Annotated in this window: 24 protein-coding genes and 1 other annotated feature; of the genes, 21 read left to right on the top strand and 3 right to left on the bottom strand. The window is 29.6% G+C overall.

What is annotated here, in order from left to right; genetic code table 11:
* Position 1 precedes the first annotated feature (1 nt).
* The 19 genes from B5D14_RS11235 to B5D14_RS11145 all read left to right on the top strand — a co-directional run bounded on the left by B5D14_RS11235 (position 2) and on the right by B5D14_RS11145 (position 12,758).
* Positions 2-646 (top strand): DUF4310 family protein, encoded by a 645-nt coding sequence (locus B5D14_RS11235; protein WP_078712729.1) that lies wholly within the window; start codon positions 2-4, stop codon positions 644-646.
* A gap of 14 nt (positions 647-660) precedes the next feature.
* Entirely contained in the window at positions 661-1,767 is a 1,107-nt protein-coding gene (locus tag B5D14_RS11230) for a DgaE family pyridoxal phosphate-dependent ammonia lyase (RefSeq protein ID WP_078712728.1), read from the top strand.
* A 1-nt stretch (position 1,768) separates the two neighbouring features.
* Positions 1,769-2,503: a 2-dehydro-3-deoxy-phosphogluconate aldolase gene (dagF, locus tag B5D14_RS11225; protein WP_078712727.1), complete on the top strand. Its 735-nt coding sequence runs from the start codon at positions 1,769-1,771 to the stop codon at positions 2,501-2,503.
* A 1-nt stretch (position 2,504) separates the two neighbouring features.
* Positions 2,505-3,170, top strand: coding sequence for an HAD family hydrolase (locus B5D14_RS11220; protein WP_078712726.1), 666 nt, complete (start codon positions 2,505-2,507; stop codon positions 3,168-3,170).
* Positions 3,171-3,388: 218 nt separating this feature from the next.
* Complete coding sequence (locus B5D14_RS11215) at positions 3,389-3,709, top strand: hypothetical protein (protein ID WP_078712725.1); 321 nt, start codon at positions 3,389-3,391, stop codon at positions 3,707-3,709.
* A 79-nt stretch (positions 3,710-3,788) separates the two neighbouring features.
* Positions 3,789-3,862: a sequence feature (ribosomal protein L21 leader region), on the top strand.
* A gap of 23 nt (positions 3,863-3,885) precedes the next feature.
* The gene (gene rplU, locus B5D14_RS11210; RefSeq protein ID WP_078712724.1) at positions 3,886-4,197 is read left to right on the top strand and encodes a 50S ribosomal protein L21; all 312 of its coding nucleotides are present in this window, start codon (positions 3,886-3,888) and stop codon (positions 4,195-4,197) included.
* Positions 4,198-4,199: 2 nt separating this feature from the next.
* A complete protein-coding gene (locus B5D14_RS11205; RefSeq protein WP_078712723.1) occupies positions 4,200-4,514 on the top strand; it encodes a ribosomal-processing cysteine protease Prp in 315 nt (104 codons plus the stop codon).
* Between the two features lie 4 nt (positions 4,515-4,518).
* On the top strand, positions 4,519-4,803 hold the full coding sequence (gene rpmA / locus B5D14_RS11200; protein ID WP_078712722.1) for a 50S ribosomal protein L27: 285 nt from the start codon (positions 4,519-4,521) through the stop codon (positions 4,801-4,803).
* A 53-nt stretch (positions 4,804-4,856) separates the two neighbouring features.
* The gene (obgE, locus tag B5D14_RS11195) at positions 4,857-6,137 is read left to right on the top strand and encodes a GTPase ObgE (RefSeq protein ID WP_078712721.1); all 1,281 of its coding nucleotides are present in this window, start codon (positions 4,857-4,859) and stop codon (positions 6,135-6,137) included.
* A gap of 81 nt (positions 6,138-6,218) precedes the next feature.
* Positions 6,219-6,611 (top strand): hypothetical protein, encoded by a 393-nt coding sequence (locus tag B5D14_RS11190; RefSeq protein ID WP_078712720.1) that lies wholly within the window; start codon positions 6,219-6,221, stop codon positions 6,609-6,611.
* Between the two features lie 101 nt (positions 6,612-6,712).
* The gene (locus tag B5D14_RS11185; protein ID WP_078712719.1) at positions 6,713-7,153 is read left to right on the top strand and encodes a hypothetical protein; all 441 of its coding nucleotides are present in this window, start codon (positions 6,713-6,715) and stop codon (positions 7,151-7,153) included.
* An 84-nt stretch (positions 7,154-7,237) separates the two neighbouring features.
* Entirely contained in the window at positions 7,238-7,816 is a 579-nt protein-coding gene (gene ruvA, locus B5D14_RS11180; protein ID WP_078712718.1) for a Holliday junction branch migration protein RuvA, read from the top strand.
* Between the two features lies 1 nt (position 7,817).
* Positions 7,818-8,819, top strand: a complete 1,002-nt coding sequence (ruvB, locus tag B5D14_RS11175; protein ID WP_078712717.1) for a Holliday junction branch migration DNA helicase RuvB — start codon at positions 7,818-7,820, stop codon at positions 8,817-8,819.
* A gap of 64 nt (positions 8,820-8,883) precedes the next feature.
* Entirely contained in the window at positions 8,884-9,657 is a 774-nt protein-coding gene (locus B5D14_RS11170; protein ID WP_159443799.1) for a DUF2785 domain-containing protein, read from the top strand.
* 7 nt (positions 9,658-9,664) lie between these two features.
* A complete protein-coding gene (locus tag B5D14_RS11165) occupies positions 9,665-10,408 on the top strand; it encodes an AAA family ATPase (RefSeq protein WP_200804818.1) in 744 nt (247 codons plus the stop codon).
* A gap of 60 nt (positions 10,409-10,468) precedes the next feature.
* Complete coding sequence (locus B5D14_RS11160; RefSeq protein WP_078712714.1) at positions 10,469-11,212, top strand: GNAT family N-acetyltransferase; 744 nt, start codon at positions 10,469-10,471, stop codon at positions 11,210-11,212.
* A 1-nt stretch (position 11,213) separates the two neighbouring features.
* A complete protein-coding gene (locus B5D14_RS11155; protein ID WP_078712713.1) occupies positions 11,214-11,654 on the top strand; it encodes a DUF3788 family protein in 441 nt (146 codons plus the stop codon).
* Entirely contained in the window at positions 11,647-12,216 is a 570-nt protein-coding gene (locus B5D14_RS11150) for a DUF6434 domain-containing protein (RefSeq protein ID WP_078712712.1), read from the top strand. The genes B5D14_RS11155 and B5D14_RS11150 overlap by 8 nt, the downstream gene beginning before the upstream one ends.
* A gap of 20 nt (positions 12,217-12,236) precedes the next feature.
* On the top strand, positions 12,237-12,758 hold the full coding sequence (locus B5D14_RS11145) for a methyltransferase family protein (protein WP_078712711.1): 522 nt from the start codon (positions 12,237-12,239) through the stop codon (positions 12,756-12,758).
* Positions 12,759-12,862: 104 nt separating this feature from the next.
* On the opposite strand, the gene B5D14_RS11140 is transcribed toward B5D14_RS11145, so the two are convergent.
* From B5D14_RS11140 to B5D14_RS11130, 3 genes are read right to left on the bottom strand one after another with little or no spacing between them, the layout of a single operon-like run.
* Positions 12,863-13,444, bottom strand: a complete 582-nt coding sequence (locus B5D14_RS11140) for an accessory gene regulator B family protein (protein ID WP_078712710.1) — start codon at positions 13,442-13,444, stop codon at positions 12,863-12,865.
* Positions 13,431-14,711 (bottom strand): GHKL domain-containing protein, encoded by a 1,281-nt coding sequence (locus B5D14_RS11135; protein ID WP_078712709.1) that lies wholly within the window; start codon positions 14,709-14,711, stop codon positions 13,431-13,433. The genes B5D14_RS11140 and B5D14_RS11135 overlap by 14 nt, the downstream gene beginning before the upstream one ends.
* Positions 14,711-15,406 (bottom strand): LytR/AlgR family response regulator transcription factor, encoded by a 696-nt coding sequence (locus tag B5D14_RS11130; protein WP_078712708.1) that lies wholly within the window; start codon positions 15,404-15,406, stop codon positions 14,711-14,713. Before B5D14_RS11130 ends, B5D14_RS11135 begins: the two co-directional genes overlap by 1 nt.
* 519 nt (positions 15,407-15,925) lie before the next feature.
* Here B5D14_RS11130 and B5D14_RS11125 point away from each other — a divergent pair.
* Both B5D14_RS11125 and B5D14_RS11120 read left to right on the top strand, forming a co-directional pair.
* Positions 15,926-17,227 carry a radical SAM/SPASM domain-containing protein gene (locus B5D14_RS11125; RefSeq protein WP_159443798.1) on the top strand — a complete coding sequence of 434 codons (1,302 nt, stop codon included), beginning with the start codon at positions 15,926-15,928 and terminating at the stop codon, positions 17,225-17,227.
* A gap of 92 nt (positions 17,228-17,319) precedes the next feature.
* A complete protein-coding gene (locus B5D14_RS11120; RefSeq protein ID WP_078712706.1) occupies positions 17,320-18,975 on the top strand; it encodes an ATP-binding cassette domain-containing protein in 1,656 nt (551 codons plus the stop codon).
* Positions 18,976-19,301 lie beyond the last annotated feature (326 nt).

Genomic DNA, 19,301 nt, shown 5'->3' with positions numbered 1-19,301 from the left:
AATGAAAAATACATTTACTGAAAAGTTAAACAAATTCTTATTAAAAGATGAAACATTTATTTTACTAATTATGGGTGCTGCCGCTGCAATTTTTGCAGGAACATTCATGTATATCAAATTTGGTACTGGAGCATTCAATGATGTTTCAATTGTTGCTATGTTAAAAGAAGGTATTGACGGGGGTAGTTATTCAGCAGCAGCTGGATTTGCTGCAGGTTTCTTGATCGCTCGTATACTTGAGGGACCACTTGTTGGTATCTTGGATATTGGTGGATCATTAATGACTGGTGTAGGGATTGGTATTCCAGCATTATTACTATCAATGAATATTACATTACCATTTAATAACTTTCTATTCGCTTTAATTGCTGGAGCATTAATTGGATTAGTGTTAGGACTTATCATTATTGCTATTAGAAAATTTGTGCCAAAGGGTGTTGCGGTTGGAGGAACAAGTATCATGATGGGTGCTGGAAACTCAGCTGGTAGATACCTTGGACCACTTATTATCATTGCAGCTACTCAATACAATGTATATGCAGGTTTAGGAGCATTAATTGGAAGTGCAATTTTCTACAAATTAGAAAAAGAAATTACTGGTGGTGCAATTATTGGAGCAATGATTTTAGGTGCTATATTCCTATAGATAGAGGCTAGAAGATGAATTGTTATGAAAAAATAGGATTACAAAGAGTAATCAATGCAAGTGGTCGTATGACTGCACTTGGTGTTTCAACACTAAATGAAAGTGTAGCAAAAGCTGCAATTGAGGGTGGTAGCTCTTATGTTGTTATTGATGATTTAATTGATAAAGCAGGAGAAATCATTTCGAAATATACTGGTGGTGAAGATAGTTGTGTTACAAGCAGTGCATCTGCAGGTATTGCAATTTCTGTTGCTGGTATTATTTCAAAAGGAAAAAAGTCAATTATTGAACGATTACCTGATTCAACAGGTCTTTGTAATGAAGTTATTCTTCAAAAAGGACATGTAGTGCAATTTGGTGCACCCATTACTTCGATGATTCGTTTAGGTGGTGGTGTTCCAGTTGAAGTGGGTATGGCAAATAGTGTGGCTATTGAAGATGTTGAACAAGCAATTACCGATAAGACCTGTGCATTAATTTATATTAAGAGTCATCATTGCATTCAAAAAGGAATGATTAGCATTGAGAAAATGGTTGAGATTGCTCACAAGCATAACCTTCCACTCATTATTGATGCTGCTGCTGAAGAAGATATGACAAAATATATTAAGATGAATGCTGACCTTGTCATTTATAGTGGGGCTAAAGCACTAGAGGCAACAACTTCAGGATTTATCACAGGAAATAAAACATTAATTGGATATTGTAAGAAACAATATAAAGGAATTGCAAGACCAATGAAGATTGGTAAAGAAGGTATTATGGGTTTACTTCAAGCTTTAGAAAATTATACCAATAAAGATTTAGTGAGTTATGTCAAACGACAACATGAAATAGTAAGTTATCTTAATGATGAAATTAGTAAAATCAAAGGTTGTTCAGCAAGAGAAATTCAAGATGAAGCAGGTAGAGAAATTTACCGTTCTCAAGTTGTGATTGATGAAAAAAATGTAGGTAAAACAGCAGTAGAAATTGATAAACTTCTATGTGAAGGAAATCCATCAATTCATTGTCGTACACATCTACTAACGCAAGGAATTCTTTCATTTGATCCTCGTCCTATGGTTGAGGGTGATAAGGAATTGATTGTAGAGAAACTAAGAAAGATTGTGGAGGGATAACATGATACATTATTACAAAGAACAAGTTTGCTTAAATGTACTTGCAGGATCAAAAGAAAATGCCAAAGAAATTTATGAAGCGGCAGAGAAATGCGTTTTAGTTGGTGTATTGTCAATTGATTATCCAAATGTAAAAAGTGCCGTTAATGATATGAAAGACTACATGGATATTTTAGAAGGTAACTTATCGGTAGGACTTGGTGCAGGGAATCCTAAACAATGTCTAGTTGTCGGGGATATTGCAAAAGAAATTAAAGCTAATCACTTTAATCAAGTATTTACTTCAGTAGCTTATACACGTGCAAATGTTGGAAATGACACATCATTAATCAATTGTTTAGTTTCACCAACAGGAAAACCAGGGTATGTGAAGATATCAACAGGTCCACTTAGTTCAACTGCGACTGAGCCTGCTATTGTCCCTGTGGATGTTGCGGCAAAGATGTGCATTGATATGGGTGGTACATCATTGAAATTTTTCCCAATGAAAGGTTTAAGTTGTAAAGAAGAACTTATTGAAGTTGCTAAAGCATGTGCCGCTAATGATTTAATATTAGAGCCAACAGGCGGGATAGATTTAGATAATTTTAAAGAAATTGTAGAGATTAGTTTAAATCAGGGTGTTAAAAAAGTAATTCCTCATGTTTATAGTTCGATTATAGATAAAGCATCAGGTAATACTCGCATTGAAGATGTAAAAACATTAATGAATCTTGTAAAAGAGATACTAGGTTAATATGATAAAAGCGATATGTTTTGACTTTGATGATACATTAGGAAATCGTAAAAAAGCAGCTTACGCTATGTATAAACATATTCTTCAAGACATAGTTAAAGTAGAAGTAAACGATTTTGAATTTGAAGCTATTTTACAAGATATGGTTGTGTGGGATCAATATGGAAATACAAACAAAAACTATGTAAAAGAAAAAGTATTAAAGAAGCATGGGATAGTTTTACCTATGGGTGATTTTAATGAATTCTGGGAATCTAATTTTTGGGAGTATACAGAACTTGCGGATGATGCGATTGAAGTCTTAGATAAGCTTAAAATGAAGTATAAGATTGGTATGATTACCAATGGTCCACAAGATGGACAAACCAAGAAAATTGAAGCAGCAGGACTATTGCCTTACTTAGATTGTCTTGTTGTTAGTGGAAGTTATGGTGTTCATAAACCAGATCCACATTTATTTCATGAAGCATGTAAACAACTTCAAGTAGAACCCCACGAAACTATTTATGTAGGTGATACATTTTCAAATGATATCTTTGGTGCGAAACGAGCAGGTTGTCTTCCTATTTGGATTACAAATATAAAGACTGCATATTGTGATACACCCATTCATAAAATTGAACAATTAAGTGATCTTATCAATTTATTGGAAGAAATTGATAAATAAAAAAACACGTGGATTACTATAAATGAATTAATCCATAGTTTATTATCAAGAATCAGCGTAGGTAGTATAAAATCCCCAACCACCATAAAAGTGTTTGGGGATTTTTATATGATTTGTATACACAGACTAAAACTATATTGGATGTTTGTAACATAACTATTTCTTTGTGTGATTGTCTTGTTTGATTTATAATGAAAATAGATAAAGAGGGATAAGAAATGAGTACATATAATCAAATCGCAAATCTTGTGAGTGTTTCAAAATTAATCACATTTGCTCAAGTTATGTTTTTATTAGTTATCATTGGAATGACATATATTACATTTAAATTTCCAACAGTAATCAAAAGTTGGGGTATTACGATTTCCATTTTATCAGGATTAGGAATTTGTAGTTTGATGTTATTTCTAGGGTGTTTGAAAGATGAAGCAGGACTTAGCTCAACTACGTTTGAATATTCATGGTTTATTTTAGCAATAGGGGTAGTACTAGGCACAATTCAAATTTTAATTATCGCTAAAAATACGAAATTTCATTGAATTTAGGGGGCTTTTAAAGAGAATCTTATTGACTGCGTTATTCAGTTTGTGTTATACTCCCTATGTTATATGCCCTCACTAGGGTCTATAACCGCTCAATAAAGGGATTTAAGTGCTAATTGCCCCCTTATCTTGGCGAGTCTAGAGATTCATTAAAAAGAGTAGGAGGTGCACGAATGTACGCAGTGATCGAAACAGGTGGTAAACAACTACGTGTTGAAGAAGGACAAACAATTTACGTTGAAAAATTAGAAGTTGAGGCTGGAGCTGAAGTTGTAATTGACAAGGTAGTAGCTTATTCTAACGGTTCAATTAAAGTTGGTACTCCATATGTAGATGGAGCTAAAGTAACTTGTAAAGTTGAAAAACAAGGTAAAGCTAAGAAAATTGTAATTTACAAATACAAAGCTAAAAAAGGTTCTTCTCATCGTAAACAAGGTCATAGACAACCATATACAAAATTGGTTGTTGAAAAAATCGAGGCTTAATTATGATTAAGATTCGTATTCAAACTCATGAAAATAAAGTAATTAGTTTGGATATAAGTGGTCATGCAAAGTACAAAGAGTATGGTGAAGATATAGTGTGTGCAGGTGTCAGCAGTATTGCGATTGGACTACTTAATGCATTAGATATCTTACAAGCTGATTGTGCTTGTGCAATGAATGACAACAAAATTTCGGTTCTTGTAAATAATACGAACAATGACCAAACACAAATTATTCTACAAACTGGAATTATCCAGTTAGAAACTATTCAAGAAAGCTATAGTGATTTTATAAAATTAAGTAAACAGGAGGTGTAAAACCATGAAGTTTAGATTAGATATTCAGTTCTTCGCTTCGAAAAAAGGGGTAGGTTCAACTAAAAATGGACGTGACTCTCATTCAAAGCGTTTAGGCTCTAAAAAAGCAGATGGACAATTTGCGTCAGCAGGTTCTATCTTATATCGTCAACGTGGTACAAAAATTCACCCAGGTACAAATGTTGGCCGTGGTGGTGATGATACTTTGTTCGCAAAAGTTGATGGTATCGTTAAATTTGAACGTTTAGGAAAAGACAAAACTAAAGTTTCTGTCTATCCACAAGCTTAGTAAATTATCCCCAACATTTGGGGATTTTTATTTCTTTAGAAGGAGGACCAAACATGTTTATTGATCGCGTCAAATTAAAAGTAAAAGCGGGTAATGGGGGCAATGGTCTTGTCGCATTTCGTCGTGAAAAATATGTACCTTTAGGAGGACCTGCAGGAGGAGATGGCGGAAAAGGAGGAAGTATCATTTTTGAAGTTGATACGAATAAATCGACTTTACTTGATCTTCGTTTTAACCGTTTAATCAAAGCTCAACCTGGTGGTAATGGACGTGGTAATAAAATGCATGGTCCAGATGCAGAAGATATCATTATTAAAGTTCCACAAGGAACAATGGTAAAAGATCTTGAAACAGGTGGTTTAGTTGCAGACCTTGTAAAGCCTGACCAAAGAGCAGTGATTGCTCAAGGTGGTAAAGGTGGTCGTGGTAACTGGCACTTTGCAACAGGAAGAAACAATGCTCCTGATTATGCCGAACTTGGTGATGAGGGAGAGAGTAAGGAAGTTACTGTTGAACTTAAACTACTTGCGGATGTAGGATTAGTTGGATTTCCATCAGTTGGAAAATCTACTTTGCTTTCAGTTGTAAGTAAAGCAAAACCAGAAATTGCTGAATATCACTTTACAACAATTACTCCAAATTTGGGGATGGTACAAGTAAGTGATGGAAGAAGTTTTGTGATGGCTGATTTACCAGGATTAATTGAAGGTGCAAGTGAGGGTAAAGGATTGGGACACCAATTCTTACGCCATATTGAACGTTGTCGTGTACTTGTTCATGTCATTGATATGGGTGGTCATGATGGGCGCGATCCAATTGAAGATTATCGCATCATTAATAAAGAACTTGAACAATATCATTTAAGACTAACTGAAAGACCACAAGTGGTTATCGCAAATAAGATGGATTTGGATGCTGCAGAAGAAAATTTGAAACGTTTTAAAGAAGCATATCCAAACATAGAAATATTTCCAACAGTGACAATTATTCATGAAGGTTTAGATCAAGTCTTATATCGTATTGCGGATTTACTTGCAGTTACACCAGACTTCCCATTAACAGGTGAGGAAGAGAAACAGGAAGGTGTATTGTTCAAATTCAAACCAAAAGCACCAGACTTTACTGTTCATAATCTAGGTAATGGTCAATGGCGCATTGAAGGAAAACGTGTTGAGCGTTTATTCGCTTCAATTGATTTTGAAAAAGAGGAAGAAGTTTATCGTTTCGCTTCAACATTAAAGAAAATTGGTGTTGATGAAGCATTGCATGATGCAGGTGCTACTGAAGGAGACCTTGTTTTCATTAATGATTTCCAATTTGAATATTTAGATTAAACTCACGCAAGTGAGTTTTAATTTGGGTATTAGACACGTGATTTGAATTAAATTATGTTATCATTGCGAAGAGGTGGTTTTATGCAATCAAAAAAATTCAAGTCAATGTTGCTTGTGCTTATATTGTTTTCAATATTCAATACATATTTTATAACTGTTGCATTCAATGATGTTTATTTTGGACCAACAAAGCTTTACTTTTCTGAAATACAAGGTGGGTTGTGGTTTTATCTTATTTGTATTTTATTGTTTGTTACTTTTATTGTTTCAATAATTCTTTGGCAAATGAGAAAGAAAGATTTATATGAATTTAAAGATTCTGTTATTCAATATAAATGGTGGGTTATCCTTATCTACATGGGATTAATATTATTCTTGGTTATTGATTATTCACTTGCAATTTATGTTGTTCCACTAACACTAATTGTACTTAATCCTTGGGCTATTCTTATCCTGCTATGTTTCTTAATTTGAATAATCGTTTTCATTGTATTTTCAAAATCTTGGTGTTACAGTCAAATTAGGATAAGGAAGCATTCTTATTTACTAGACCAGAATGTCCAAGAGGTGAAAATATGAGAAAAATTATTATTATAACATTGAAGGTTTTAGCAGTTTTATTTTTAGTATTTGGAATTGTTGCATCAATCGGTTTATCAACAATGTCAATGAGAGGTATGATGCGATACTTTGTAGAAGCTCAATTTAATGTAACAGCATTTGTTGCTACATTATTCATGACAATTTTGACAAGTGCATCACTATATGGATTTGCAATACTTATTGAAATTCAAGAAGAAAGTTTGCAAGAACTTAAAGGAATTAAACGTATGGTCAGCAATCAAAATGATTTAGCTTTACTTGTTAAAGATGATGTTTCGACAATACGCAAAGAATGCGTTGAAACAAATGAATTAGAAAATGATATTGCGAATGCTTTGAAATATGAAGATAAACCAGATGATATCGATGATGAAGAAATAGAAATTATTGAAGAGATTCAAAGTAAAGAATAATTTCAAGTTAGAAAGAAGAACAAAGGTTCTTCTTTTCTTTGGTTACACTATACAAATTATGGTAAAATAAGGAAGGTGATAAATATGATAGCTTTTATTCGAGGAAAAGTATTTGCTTATGGAATTGATTGGATAATATTGGATAATCAAGGGATTGGTTATCGTATTAATTTTGGTCATCCAGAATCTGTAAAATTAAATCAAGAAATTCAAATATTTACGTATCAACATGTACGTGAGGATGAACTTAGTTTATATGGTTTTTTATCTTTGGAAGAACAAGAATTGTTTCTTAAACTGATTTCGGTTAAAGGACTAGGGCCTAGAACAGCAATGGCAATGTGTAGTAAATTTCCATATACCCAAATTGTTCAATCCATTGAAAACGGGGATATTAGTTTCTTAAAAGGAATGCCTGGTGTAGGAAATAAAACTGCAAGTCAAATTATACTTGATTTAAAGGGTAAACTGGTTAGTGCAAATAAAAATGAACCTGTATCAACTGAAATACAAGATGCATTAGAAGGATTAAAATCTTTAGGATATAAACAAGGAGAAATTCAATCTGTTGCGAATAGTTTAAGTGAAAGACCAGGCTTATCAAGTGATGAATACTTGAAGTTAGGACTTCAACTTTTAATGAAAAAGAAAGTAGGAGGTTAGAATGGAAGAGAGACTTGTATCTGCAAATGTAGAAAATGAAGATGAAGAAGAAACACTTCGTCCTCAATGGCTAGATGAATATGTTGGTCAAGATTCACTAAAAAATAATTTAAGAGTTTTTATCCAAGCAGCACTTGGAAGAAATGAAACACTGGACCATGTGTTGTTGTATGGTCCACCGGGTTTAGGTAAGACAACACTTGCTTATATTCTAGGTAATGAAATGAAGGGTAAAGTAAGAACATGCAGTGGTCCAAGTATTGAAAAGCCAGGTGATTTGGCAGCGATTCTTTCAATGATTGAAGCTGGAGATGTGTTGTTTGTAGACGAGATTCATCGTTTGCCTAAAGTTGTAGAAGAAGTACTTTATCCAGCAATGGAAGATTTTTGCATTGATGTTGTCGTTGGAAAAGACGCAACAACTCGCTCCATTCGTTTGGATTTACCACCATTTACTCTAGTAGGTGCAACAACAAGAGCAGGTGATTTAACAGCACCTTTACGTGATCGTTTTGGTATTGTATCTAAATTAGACTATTATACAATTGAACAATTAGGTGATATTGTACGACGTACTGCACGTGTCTTAAATGTTGAAATTGTGGATGAAGCAGTAGTTGAAATCGCAAAAAGATCTCGTGGAACACCACGTATCGCAAATCGTTTACTTCGAAGAGTTCGTGATTTTGCACAAGTTTTAAACAATGGTATCATATCAATTGAAATTGCGAAATCATCATTAGATCAATTAAAAGTAGATGCATTGGGTTTAGATGAAGTGGATATTCATTATTTAAGAGGTGTAATTGAGCGTTTTAGAGGAGGTCCTGTAGGTCTTGAAGCTCTAGCAAGTTCAATTGGTGAGGAACCTTTAACACTAGAAGATGTATATGAACCTTATCTGATTCAAATTGGATTTATTAATCGTACAGCACGAGGCAGAGTTGCAACGCCAAAGGCATATGAACATCTACAAATTACATATAATGATCAATTATTTTAGAATGAGGCTTTTAGTTTCATTCTTTTATTTTGTACGCTATACTAAAATAAAAGAGGTACTGTTTATGGAAGAAAGAAATGTTTATTCAAGAGTAGAGCTTTCAAAAATATTGAAAGAAATACTAGAAGAAAAGATAGTAACAATCAATGAAGATGAATTATTAAATAACATGTTATTTTATATTGGAGATGAAGATCCAAAATTAAGAGATAAACTTATTTATAAGACATTTTATACACTCATTGTAGAACGAAAAGAAATATCTAATCCTATGTGCAAAGAATTACTACAAAAATTAATTAGTGATCGCTATTTATTTTACCGAATGAATCAATCAGAGAATCAAGGAGTATTGACTCGTTCATTTTCTGTACTCGTAGTTGCTTTGATTTTGCATCGAAATCGATTAAATCCATTTTTATCAAGAGAAGAATTTCAAACTACGAAACAAAGTGTATTCGACTATTTTAAAAAGGAAAAAGATTATCGTGGCTATAGTGAACAGTGGGGTTGGATTCATGCAATTGCACATTGCTCAGATGCAATAGAAGAAATCGTACTCAGTTTGGATGCAAATAAAAATGATTGCATTGAAATATTAGATAGTGCATCCACTGTATTTACAAATCCTTTGACAATCTTTACACATGAGGAAGATGAAAGGTTTATTAATGCCATCGAGATAATGATAAATCGAAATTTTATTCACCAAGAAGAGTTAGTCAACTGGGCAAAACGACTTGAAATACAAGAAAATATACTAGATTATAGGACATTTGTACAAAGGATGAATGGTAAAAATATGATTCGAAGTTTAATGAGTAGAAAGCTAATTTAGTTTGATGATGAGTAAACGATATATTGAGAGTATTCTTATCAAACAAATTGATGATGAATCCTATGTGAAAGACTTACCAGTTGTAAAAGATTTGCTTAATCAAGGACGTTTGAGTTTTGATTGCGATGTAATTTTCTTAGTTGGTGAAAATGGCACAGGTAAATCAACACTAGTCGAAGCAATTGCGATTCAAGCAGGATTCAATGCAGAAGGGGGTTCACGAAATTTTCTATTTGAAACAAGGAATACAACATCAACCCTAGCCAATTACTTAACAATCGCAAGAAATGATTATCCAAAGGATGGTTTCTTTTTGCGAGCTGAGAGTTTTTATAATGTTGCGACCAATATTGATGATTTGGATGAGGATTCAAGTGGTTCAATGCTGGTTGATCAATATGGTGGTAAGTCATTGCATAATCAATCCCATGGAGAAAGTTTTATGGCATTAGTACAAAATCGTTTCTTTGGAAAAGGTCTGTATATTCTAGATGAACCAGAGGCAGCTTTATCACCATCAAGGCAATTGACACTTTTATCAGAGATCCATCTGTTGGTTAAAAAGAATTCTCAATTCATTATCGCAACACATTCACCTATTTTACTTTCCTATCCAGGTGCACTTATCTATGAAATCAAAGATAATGAAATTAGACATGTTGAGTATCAGGATTGTGAACATGTGATTTTAACTAAAGAATTTTTAAACTGTCCTGAAAGGATGTTAAAATATTTATTAGAAGATAACTAAACATGACACTTGATGTCATGTTTATCTCGTTATAATAGATTTAAATAAAGGAGAATAACAATGAATGAATATATTAATCTAACGAAAGATAATATCAATGAAGAACACATATGTTGTGCAATCAGTGATAAAAAACATCAACAAGGGGTAGAAATAAAAAAAGAATGGCTAAAATCTAGAATGAAAGAGGGCCATGTATTTAGAAAATTAAATGCTCAAGGGAAAGTGTTTATTGAATATGCACCACTAGAAAAAGCATGGATACCTGTTCAAGGAAATAACTATTTTTATATTTATTGTCTATGGGTTTCTGGCTCTTTTAAAGGACAAGGACATGCGAAGAATTTACTAGAATATTGCATACAAGATGCAAAGAAAAAGAAGAAATCAGGTATTTGTATTTTATCGTCTAAGAAGAAAACACCTTATTTATCTGAAAAGAAGTTTTTACAACACTATGGATTTGAAGTGGTGGATTCAATAGGTGATTACGAATTAATGGCTCTATCCTTTGATGGCACAAAACCAAGCTTTATGGATACTGCAAAAGAAATGAAAATTAAGAGTAAGAAATTAACGATTTATTATAGTCCACAATGTCCATTTACACAAAACTGTATTAAAGAAGTTGAAACAGTGTGCAAGGAAAACAAAGTAGCTTTGGATTTAATTGTGATAGATACATTAGAAATAGCAAAAAATATTCCTTGCTTATTTAATAACTGGGCTGTTTTTAATCAAGGAAAATATGAAACACATTTAATGTTAAATGCTAATATAGCAAAGAAAGTATTAGGAATTTAATATGTATGAAAGAATGCTAGATAAACAAACGATGCCTTCGATTGAAGAGTTTATAGAAACTTGTGGCAAAAGAAAACAATACTTTATTCAAATTGATCAATTTTTAATAGATGAATTAAAGTTGAAGAAGAATTTGAGATTTCCTTATGGTAATCAGTATGGATGGGGAATGAAATACGCTAGTAAAAATAAACATATCTGTGATATTTTTGCGGAGAAGGATGCTTTTACAGTGATGTTAAGAATGGATAATAAACAATTTGATCATGTATTTCATAGTGTATCTAAAGATACCCAAGAGTTAATTCAAAATAAATATCCATGTAGTGATGGTGGTTGGATACATTTTCGTATTCTTAATTTAAACGATTTGACGGATCTTAAACTTCTACTCACAATGAAAGCAACGAATCAAATAGGTGGTAAATCTCAAGATGAATAGACCCATCCTGGATAAGAATTTAGATAGTCAATTGTTCACTGAATTCTATTATCTTAAAGAAGAATTAATTCAATTTTGTAGAGACTATAATCTTCCTACAAGTGGAGGGAAAATAGAATTAACTAACCGTATCCAACAATATTTAAAAGATGGATCTGTATTAAAGACAAATAAGAAACAAAGAACTATTGAAGTTAATCAAACTTTCTCATTAGCGACTGTGATTTTACCTCATATGAGATACTCTGAAAAGCATAGAGCTTTCTTTAAACAATATCTAGGTCCAACATTTTCATTCAATGTTCCTTTTCAAAGATGGTTAAAAGAAAATTCAGGTAAAACATTTCAAGATGCAATAGATGCCTATCCAATTCTATTGAATATCAAAAAGAAACAAGGTGCAGCCATTGATAAACAATTTGAATACAATACCTATATTCGAGCTTTCTTTCAAGACAATAAAGGCAAATCTTTAGAAGATGCAATAAAATGTTGGAGATATAAGAAAAGTCTTCAAGGACACAACAAATATGAGAAATCAGATTGTAATGTGTTAAAATAAATAAAAAGAGGATTTCTATTATGAATGGATTCTGGTTACTTGTGCCATTTTTACTTATTCGATTTGTTTATTTATCAAAATTAAACAAGCATGCAATAAAGCGTGCAGCACATTTTCCAAATATGCAAGGATATGAAGTCATTGCTTACTATATTTATCAATTTTCAACGATAGGATTGTGCCTCTATCTAATATTTTTGAAAATTGATAATTATACTAGCTGGCTTTTTTTTAGTGGAGTTATAATCTATTGTTTAGGCTTAATCCTATGTACACTAACAATTCATGACTTTGCAAAACCATCTTCAACAGGTATAAATAGAAATGGAATATACCGATATTCAAGGAATCCAATGTATGTTTCTTACTTCTTCATCTTTGTGGGATGTGCACTCTTAACAGAATCCATTCTATTGCTTATTATTGTACTCATTTTTCAAATATCTTCACATTGGATTATCCTATCTGAGGAGAAATGGTGTAAGGACCAATTTAAAGAGGAATACATCCAGTATATGAAAAGTGTTAAGAGATATTTTTAAAATTCAAGAAGAAATTGAATAGTTATTTTTTTCTCTGAAAATGAATTTCATAGAATTATTTTTTAATTTGCAATAGTATAAATAAAAGTAAAAATACTAAAGTGTTAACTAAATAATTGCAAAAGATAGAATGTTCTATTTTTTTTTATAAAATATTGAATTAATAACGAAATTGCAACAGCTACTAAAACCAGTGAGATAATGTTTTTATTTATATTTAAGATATCAATAGGAAGTAATACAAATAATGAGAAAAAACTTGAGATTATATACGCAATGAAACAATTTATCTTTTTCCGCGGTAGATTTGTATCGTGATTAATAAGAGGAGTAAATATGAAAATAATAATTAAGGAAATAATCGATAGGAATAGATAGAAGATAGGATTTATATAATACTCTGCAAAGAATACACTGAAAAAACAAATACTATTTGTGATTATGAAGCATTCAAAAAATGTTTTTGTATGATATCCACCACAAAAAGTTCTAATGAATATTAATGGAATCATAAATTGCATTACAGAATTTAATTTGTTTATCATCAAGGAAATCAAGACCATGCTTATTATTAATATGGATTGACTAAGAAATAATTCGATACCATATCTTAATTTATTTAATGGAAATGACTGATTAACATTATCATTGATGTAAATTGCAATTTTCTCGCTAATTTTTTTCATTTTGAATACTTCCTTTAGGAAATAATATTTTAAAGCTAAATAGATGATTAGTTTGATCAATATGATAATTTCCTTTAAATTTGTGGATAATGGAGTAAATATTTTTTAGACCATATCCGTGATTGCTATTTTTTCTTTTTGAAGTGATATTAATGTCAATAAATTCAAATTCCATTGAATTTATTACTTCAATTACATAGAAGTTTTCATTTTCCAATACTATAAGTTCAATAATTTTTTTATCTGATTTTAGTGCACTATGTGCTGCATTACTTAGCAAATTTGAAAATAAAATGCAAGTGTCCAACTCATCTAGCAAAGATAAAGAAGTATTTATATTTATTGTAAATTTGATGTTTAAATATTCAGTAATAAAATTATTAATAATACTATCTAATACAATATTATTACTAAATACCGTTGATGATATAGAATTTGTTTTTTCGATCAATTGATTAATAGAGCTAATTGCTTTATCATAGTGTTTCTCAAGAATTAGTGTTTTAAATAATTGATCATGGTGTTTTAAGTCGTGTTTTATCATAATAAGCTCCTCTCTATTTCTAATTAAGTTAATTTCGTAGTCTTTGTAGAGTGCTAGGATATTATTATTGTATTGTGAAGTTAAGCTATTTTTTTGTAAGTTATTATACTTGGATAAAATAACTACTATAATAGTAAAAATAATTATTAATAGTAATGAAATTAATAGAGATAAAATTCTTGATTTTTCATCTCGAATAGTCAATACGAGAGAATATTGTGCGACAATTATGATAAAGAGAAAAATGATTAATGAAAAAAAGATTATGATATTCTGTATTTCAATAATTTCATTATTCTTTCTATATTTTCTAATTGAAAATACAAGAACTAGGGGGATTAGTTTATTAAATATGCCACCAAATAAATAAATTAATGAATTATTTAGTAATTCATGTGATGATAAACCAGATGTTAATGAAATAATATTAATTGTAATGGTGGAAATTATTCCAACAACTATAAAAAATATAAAGGATAGGAAAATAATTTCTTTGATTTTGTATTGAAATAGTATAAAACACATAATAGTTGCAAATAATACAAGAAAAATTGTTCCTAAAGTATTTGGATATATTTGAGTTATCAAAAAGTTAATAATAGAAAATAAAGATATGGTAAAACCATTAATCAAATCACCGTATTTTTTATCAATGAAAATATTGCATAAGATAAACAATGTATTTAGCTCGACAAAACAATAAATAAAATTCAATATAATCATTACAAATTCCTCGCTTTTATTAAACTGAAATATTTGGAGTAAAAATCTTTTTTTCTATATTTGCTTAGTAGGAAAGCTTTTTTTATGTTTTTGATAAAAATTTGATTTCCTGTAATAGATATAATTTTATGCATGTTTATAATTGTTGATCGATTAATCAAGAAAAAATCATCATTTAAAAGACAATATATTGTACTTATTTTTCCATTTTTTAGTATATGAATTTGATTATTTGTATGCAATTCAATTTTACGATTAACAACTTCAATAACACATATCTCATTTTTCGAGAGATTAATAAACTCATTTTTTGTTTGAAAAGTAAAAGTTGAATGCATGAAAATATTTTCGATTTTATTTAAAGCAGTAGGTAATTGTAAATGAATTTTCGATTTTTGAATGAACCCAATTACATTGATATCAAAGCAGTTTAATATGTATTTGTCTTGATTTGATACAAAAATAATTAAGCATGTAGAATTGTTATTTTTCAAAAATTCATGAACCTCTAATCCACTAAAAAAAGGCATTTCTATGTCCAAAAATATTACATCAAAGCTATTAGAAAAGTATTCTTCGCAAAATAACTTAGAATCAGAGTATGGAATGATGATGTATTTATCTGTATTTTTAAAATACTCTTCACAAAGAGAAATAAATAAATTGTCATCATCAATTATTGCGATTTTTATCATTTTAAATTTCCTCCCAAGTATATAATTTAATTTTATCATGATTAAATCACTGTGTGATTTGAAATAATGACTATTCGAACCAAAATAATGACTATTCGAGCATTGAACCTTGTTTTGAACAGATTAAATAACTATGATGTATTTAAAGTTTAGGATAAAAAATCAATTAAATGAAAGAAAGAACTTTTGTTTTATTTGGAATAGAAATAATATTTATTCCTTCTTATGAAATAGAAATAAATCATCGTTTAGCCCGTATTAATTCAATAAAGCAGTATTTAAGTACTAGTAAATAGATGAATGACTTAATTTGAGAGGAGGTGACATAATGGAAAAAATAGTTGATTTTAGTATAGAAGCAGATGTAGAACTTGATGATTATTTCGCAGCTGGAATTGCAGTTTGTTGCTGTGGATAAAATTAAAAAACAGGGAGAATCTAATAAATTCTCCCATTTTATGAATTATAGGTGAAAGGATCAAGAAATATATGGCGAAAAAATTTAAAAATGATGAGTATATGTTGATTGGTGAAGATGAAAATTTTCTATATCACATATCTACAGGAATTTTCATGAACCTATCTAGAGAAGATTTTAAACTTACCAAAAACTCTATTGAAATTATTAATGATGAGATTAATGAATATATAGACAAATCTTGCGACATAAGTAAAAATCAATTAAAGGTTACTAATACATTAGCATCATTGCAGTTTATGTCATCAGAGTGTTGTAATATGAAATGCAAATATTGTTATGCTAATGAAGGTACATATAATAGTCAATTAGTAAATAAATTTTTTGACTACAATAAATATTTAAAATATTATAATGAAATTTCAAGAAAATATAGTGGTGGAATAAAAACTATTTCCTTTTTTGGAGGAGAACCATTATTAAATTTTATAGAAATTAAAAAATTCATAGATAATCTATATGAACAACAAAAGTATCATGAATATTCAATCGTTACAAATGGAACAATAACGAATCCAGAGATATTTGAAATGTTAAAAAAACAAAAGTTTAAAATTACTGTAAGTTTAGATGGTCCAAAGGATATTAATGATATAAATCGTATAGATTCAAATAATCATGGGACTTTTGATATTGTTAGTCACTTTATTGATGAACTCAATTTCATTGGAATTAAGCCGACTATTGAGATGACGATAACAGATGAGCATATAAAACATTACAGTAAAGGTTGCGCTGAAAAATGGTTGAAAATATTTGAAAGATTTGAAATCAATGGATATGCGACATTTTTAGTAGTAGATAAATCAATAAAATATAATTCTAAGGAATTAAAAAAAATTAAGAATTTATTTGAAGAGTTTGTTGATATATTTTTTGATGACATCATTCATGGGAAAAGTTATTTGAATCTTAAAATATTAAAAATGGTGTACGGTATTATTAATAAAATATATCAAAAAGATTGTGGGTCAGGTAGATCTATAACTATTTCAAATGATGGATATATTTATCCTTGCCAAATGTTTGTTAACGATACAAACTATAGAATGCATATAGATAGTTTTAAAGTGAATTGTGGAGAATCGTCTTTATTTAGTGATTTTAATGCATATCGTACCAATGTTGATACCTGTAAAGAGTGCACTGTAAGGAATTTTTGTGGTGTTTGGTGCAAAGGATTAAATTTCCTTAATAATGATTCCATTAATATACCAATCGATAGTAGATGTTATACTGAAAAAATACTATTTAATAGAATTATCGAAAAATTGTGCCTAATTAAAGGAGAAGACTTGAAAGATTTCAAGAAAAACATAAGAATAGCAGTCCAAAATAAATAAGGCTGAAAACTTTAAGTATCTTTAATTTATATAGTTTTCAAATTAGAAGTTTATTCTTATTTATATATTTAAACTATTATCTGGAGGTAAATATGAAAAATAAAATACTATTTGTGATTACTATTATATTCGCAATGTTTGATTCATTTAATATGGTGCTTTTTGCTGTGATTCAACAAAAAATAATTGATAGTGTAGTATATAAAAATTTAGAATTATATAAATCAATTGTAATTATCTCGATAATATTATTGGTATGGTTTTCTATATCACAGTACATTGCTGAATTACTCCAGAATGAATATATATTTAGAAGTATTAAAGACATGAAATGTAAGATTCTTCAAAATTTAATTTATGGAGAAGATAATAATAGCAGTGATAGCTATTTATCAATATTAACGAATGACATGATCAGTTATGAAAATGATTACTTAAAAAGCATTATAAATATTGCTAGAGGATTAATTGTGAGCATATCGTCTATTGTCATTTTAATGAATTATTCAATAATTATTTTCCTAATCACAGTAATACTTTCGAGTATGCCTTTGATTATAACAAAGATAATATCTACAAGAAATTCAAAAATGAAAATGGATGTTTCAAATACAAAAATCAATGAATTGAATTTTATAAAAAATGTTATCTCTGGATTGCTTACTATAAGAGGATATAATGCTCATAAGCAGTTTTATAAAAAAGCTGAGGAAAAAGTCAATAATTCTGAAAAGCAAAACATTGATTATAATAATTTTTTAAGCAAGTATTCTGCGTTATCATCGTTATTCAGTAACTCTGTGTTTATATCACTATTTATCATTGGTACATATATGACATTAAATGGATATTTGACAATTGGAATCCTTATTGCATCAATTCAATTGTCTAATAATATTGTTTTTCCTATTACAAATATAGCTAAAGATATTAATAAAATTATATCAACGAAGAAAATAAGAGAAAGACTTAATTACTTAATTAACATAGATTTTAAAAATAATGAAGTTTTAGTTACATCGCTTAACGAATCAGTATTTAGTTTGAAAAATGTATCATTTCACAAAGAAAATTCTGAGTTCTCGATTAAGGATGTAAATCTAGAAATATATAAAAATAAAAAATATGCCATTGTTGGAGAAAGTGGTTCTGGAAAATCTACAACTTTGCATTTGCTTTTGAATCCTTGTGAAGATTGCAAAGGTGATTATACTATTTCAACGATTAATTCCAAAAATATTAATCTAAGTTCATTTAGAAATCAAGTAAGTTTTGTTCTTCAAAGTGATTTTATATTTGAAGGAAGCATCTTTGATAATGTTACATTGTTGAGTGATGAATATAATTGGGTTGATGTTGAAAAAGTCCTTGATATAACGGGTTTTCTTGATATTATGAAAAAAAGAAAATTGTCTTTAACTTCACACATTGATTCTAATAAGTTGTCTGGTGGAGAAAAACAACGTATTTTATTAGCGAGAGCTATACTTAGAGATTCTAATGTTATCATTATGGATGAACCAACTTCAGCGTTAGATAGAATTTCATCTAGTATGATAGAACAACGTATTCTAAAACTGGATAAAACGATAGTTATTGTAACTCATAGAATTGATAAGGAAGTCATGATGCAATTTGATGAAATTATATTGTTTTCAGAAGGTAGAATCATTATGAAAGGAGATTATCAAAAACTTTATAATGAATGCAAGCAATTCAAAAATCTCATTCTCAACCAAACTTTATAAGTTGCTAATAGTCACGTGAAGTAATTATCTATTATACAGCATTATCTTCGATTAAGTGGTAAAGATAAATACTATTAAACAAAAAAATTATTCTTCATGTAAAAATATTATTAATGATTAAAAGAACTCAATATCTTGCGCACATGAAATAAAAGTAAAAGTGAAGCATAGTAAATGATAGTCTATTGAACAATCGATACTCTTAGATATTAGATTCTTTGCCTTATCTAAGAGTATTTTATCCTGCTTCAATATATTTAGATTATAAAAGGTGAGTATGGTTTAGTTTTTTTTTTTTTTTTTTTTTGATTAACTAAACTTATATA

It is taken from the genome of Anaerorhabdus furcosa (genome assembly GCF_900167375.1).
GTDB lineage: Bacteria > Bacillota_I > Bacilli_A > Erysipelotrichales > Erysipelotrichaceae > Anaerorhabdus > Anaerorhabdus furcosa.
This window is presented reverse-complemented; position numbering and strand designations above follow the sequence as displayed.

Excerpts from the sequence above, each read along its gene's own strand:
- B5D14_RS11130 (WP_078712708.1), bottom strand. The coding sequence starts at position 15,406 with ATGATAAAAATCGCAATAATTGATGATGACAATTTATTTATTTCTCTT.
- ruvB (WP_078712717.1), top strand. The coding sequence starts at position 7,818 with ATGGAAGAGAGACTTGTATCTGCAAATGTAGAAAATGAAGATGAAGAA.
- B5D14_RS11145 (WP_078712711.1), top strand. The coding sequence starts at position 12,237 with ATGAATGGATTCTGGTTACTTGTGCCATTTTTACTTATTCGATTTGTT.
- B5D14_RS11190 (WP_078712720.1), top strand. The coding sequence starts at position 6,219 with ATGCAATCAAAAAAATTCAAGTCAATGTTGCTTGTGCTTATATTGTTT.
- B5D14_RS11135 (WP_078712709.1), bottom strand. The coding sequence starts at position 14,711 with ATGATTATATTGAATTTTATTTATTGTTTTGTCGAGCTAAATACATTG.
- B5D14_RS11185 (WP_078712719.1), top strand. The coding sequence starts at position 6,713 with ATGAGAAAAATTATTATTATAACATTGAAGGTTTTAGCAGTTTTATTT.
- obgE (WP_078712721.1), top strand. The coding sequence starts at position 4,857 with ATGTTTATTGATCGCGTCAAATTAAAAGTAAAAGCGGGTAATGGGGGC.
- B5D14_RS11155 (WP_078712713.1), top strand. The coding sequence starts at position 11,214 with ATGTATGAAAGAATGCTAGATAAACAAACGATGCCTTCGATTGAAGAG.
- ruvA (WP_078712718.1), top strand. The coding sequence starts at position 7,238 with ATGATAGCTTTTATTCGAGGAAAAGTATTTGCTTATGGAATTGATTGG.
- rplU (WP_078712724.1), top strand. The coding sequence starts at position 3,886 with ATGTACGCAGTGATCGAAACAGGTGGTAAACAACTACGTGTTGAAGAA.
- B5D14_RS11215 (WP_078712725.1), top strand. The coding sequence starts at position 3,389 with ATGAGTACATATAATCAAATCGCAAATCTTGTGAGTGTTTCAAAATTA.
- B5D14_RS11140 (WP_078712710.1), bottom strand. The coding sequence starts at position 13,444 with ATGAAAAAAATTAGCGAGAAAATTGCAATTTACATCAATGATAATGTT.
- B5D14_RS11120 (WP_078712706.1), top strand. The coding sequence starts at position 17,320 with ATGAAAAATAAAATACTATTTGTGATTACTATTATATTCGCAATGTTT.
- B5D14_RS11230 (WP_078712728.1), top strand. The coding sequence starts at position 661 with ATGAATTGTTATGAAAAAATAGGATTACAAAGAGTAATCAATGCAAGT.
- dagF (WP_078712727.1), top strand. The coding sequence starts at position 1,769 with ATGATACATTATTACAAAGAACAAGTTTGCTTAAATGTACTTGCAGGA.
- B5D14_RS11205 (WP_078712723.1), top strand. The coding sequence starts at position 4,200 with ATGATTAAGATTCGTATTCAAACTCATGAAAATAAAGTAATTAGTTTG.
- B5D14_RS11160 (WP_078712714.1), top strand. The coding sequence starts at position 10,469 with ATGAATGAATATATTAATCTAACGAAAGATAATATCAATGAAGAACAC.
- B5D14_RS11150 (WP_078712712.1), top strand. The coding sequence starts at position 11,647 with ATGAATAGACCCATCCTGGATAAGAATTTAGATAGTCAATTGTTCACT.
- B5D14_RS11220 (WP_078712726.1), top strand. The coding sequence starts at position 2,505 with ATGATAAAAGCGATATGTTTTGACTTTGATGATACATTAGGAAATCGT.
- B5D14_RS11165 (WP_200804818.1), top strand. The coding sequence starts at position 9,665 with ATGAGTAAACGATATATTGAGAGTATTCTTATCAAACAAATTGATGAT.
- B5D14_RS11125 (WP_159443798.1), top strand. The coding sequence starts at position 15,926 with ATGTTGATTGGTGAAGATGAAAATTTTCTATATCACATATCTACAGGA.
- B5D14_RS11235 (WP_078712729.1), top strand. The coding sequence starts at position 2 with ATGAAAAATACATTTACTGAAAAGTTAAACAAATTCTTATTAAAAGAT.
- B5D14_RS11170 (WP_159443799.1), top strand. The coding sequence starts at position 8,884 with ATGGAAGAAAGAAATGTTTATTCAAGAGTAGAGCTTTCAAAAATATTG.
- rpmA (WP_078712722.1), top strand. The coding sequence starts at position 4,519 with ATGAAGTTTAGATTAGATATTCAGTTCTTCGCTTCGAAAAAAGGGGTA.